2 protein-coding genes and 2 pseudogenes are annotated in these 1,918 nt (G+C 67.8%); 3 read left to right on the top strand and 1 reads right to left on the bottom strand.

Features of this window, described 5'->3' with window-relative positions:
• The first annotated feature begins 105 nt into the window (after positions 1–105).
• Both ACWD1Z_RS37275 and ACWD1Z_RS37270 read left to right on the top strand, forming a co-directional pair.
• Entirely contained in the window at positions 106–324 is a 219-nt protein-coding gene (locus ACWD1Z_RS37275) for a hypothetical protein (protein ID WP_451125330.1), read from the top strand.
• A gap of 127 nt (positions 325–451) precedes the next feature.
• Positions 452–685 (top strand): hypothetical protein, encoded by a 234-nt coding sequence (locus ACWD1Z_RS37270; protein ID WP_451125331.1) that lies wholly within the window; start codon positions 452–454, stop codon positions 683–685.
• 132 nt (positions 686–817) lie between these two features.
• Here ACWD1Z_RS37270 and ACWD1Z_RS37265 read toward each other — a convergent pair.
• Positions 818–949: pseudogene (locus ACWD1Z_RS37265) on the bottom strand (IS30 family transposase); the annotation flags it as partial.
• 115 nt (positions 950–1,064) lie between these two features.
• Between ACWD1Z_RS37265 and ACWD1Z_RS37260 the strand changes: the two are divergent.
• Positions 1,065–1,817, top strand: a pseudogene (locus ACWD1Z_RS37260) (transposase family protein).
• Positions 1,818–1,918 lie beyond the last annotated feature (101 nt).

Genomic DNA, 1,918 nt, shown 5'->3' with positions numbered 1-1,918 from the left:
GCCGAGCAGGCGACAGCCGAACCAACGAATCTGAACACCCATCAACCCCTGCTGACCAGCTGATCAGCACCTCCCGCATGACGGGGGAACCTCAGGGTCGTACCGGTGGAATGGATCGAGGCCCACGACGCGGACGAAGCCGTCCGGCAGGGGATGTCAGGCTCGCCCACCCTCCTGCTGGACGGAGCCGACCCGTTCGCAGCGGAGGGCCTCCAAGCGGGCCTGTCCTGCCGGCTCTACCGCCATGTCGACGGCACGACCGAGGGGGCACCGGCCACTGCGGACCTGCACCGAGTGCTGACTGAGAGTGGTGTGCTGCCCTGACCGCAGTCCCGGCACACCGGGGCATATGGCCCGGAGTTCAGCTACATGACCCGTAGGGGGCAGATCCTCTTTGAGCCCGGGGAAGTGCCCGGAGATTCGACGGTGCGGCCAGGGCCTCCCGAAGCCGTTGCATCTCCATCTGCTGGGCGGCGATTTGGGACAGCGCTCGCTGCTTGAACTCACCGAGCTCGGCGAGTTGCTCCTTCCGCTCGGCGAGCCGGTCCTTCAACCCGGCTACCTGACTCTTGAGGCGTTCGACCTGGGCGGCTCGTGGGTCGGGCGTGGCGCCGGCCTCGCGCAGTGCGGCCAGGCGGCGCTCGAACTCCTCGGCCAGGTGCTGGTACGGACCGGGCCGCGGTGAGCCGTCGCGGTTCTTCTTGGGATAGAAGCCGGTGCGGGCGACCCGGGCCCTGACCCCGGATCTTGGACAGGGGTCTATGCGGCTTCGGTCAGCGCAGTTGGTGTTGTGCGGAAGGTGGCCTCGTAGGTGATGCTGCTCCTCGAAGACCTCGGCTGGTGTCCGCCAACCGAGGATCTTGCGGGGCCGGTTGTTGATCGCCAGGGCGACGGCTTCGAGGTCTGCGGACGACCAGCGGGACAGGTCGGTGCCCTTCGGGAAGTACTGAGCGTTTTCAGAGTGGCCACCGGTCGGGTGACGGGGTGGCCTCCCGCAACGCACGAGGCTCCTGTGCCGTTGAGAGAGGTGTTCGACGTCTCAACTCATCAGCGCAGGAGCCTCGTTGGTTCCCTATCCTGCCGCACTCGACCTCCCGCACGCCCTGGTCGAGTGGGTAACCATGCTCATCGTCACCCGTGAGGGTGACCGCCGCTGCGCGCTCCCGCCGCACCAGCGTGCTCTCGTCGGCTTGGTCTACCTTCGCCGGCACGACACGCTCGCGCAGATCGCCGCCGGTTTCGGCATATCCGTCGGCACTGCCCACGCCTACGTCGCCGCCGTGGTCGGCCATTTGTCCCGCCGGGCGCCCGGGCTGCTGCGGGTCCTGCGGGAAACGGATCCCGATCACGTCCTGCTCGACGGAACGCTCGCCGAATGCGGCCGGGTCGGTGACAGCCGGGCCGACTTCTCCCAGAAGCACCGCCGCCACGGCGTGAACGTGCAGGTCGTTGCCGACCCTGCGGGCAAGCTGCTGTGTGGATCTCGCCCGCGCTGCCCGGCCGCACTCACGACCTGACCGCGGCCCGCACCCACCCGCATCATCCGGATCTGCGAACGCCAGGGCGTACCTGTCCTCGCCGACCGCGCCTACATCGGGGCCGGCTCATGGGTGACCACGCCGATCAGACGTCTTCCGCACCAGGACCTCACCGTGACCCAGCGGACGATCAACCGGGCCCTGTCAGCGGCACGAGCACCGGTCGAACGAAGCGTCGCGAAACTGAAGTCCTGGCGCATCTTCCGCAGAGCCCGCTGCAGCACCAACCGCATGACGGTCATGGCCGCTGCCGTCCTCACCCTTGAGCGTCAACGCTGAAAACGCTCCCTACGTTGTTCTGCGGGAGGTGCTGAGCCCTTCGTATGGTTCACCCACCCAGGGGTGCCGGGTGTGGTTCAAAAAGCTCTGCCGCTTGTGGC

It is taken from the genome of Streptomyces sp. NPDC002784 (assembly GCF_053592135.1).
Note: the sequence above shows the minus strand (reverse complement) of the source record. Positions and strands in the feature narration are given on the sequence as shown.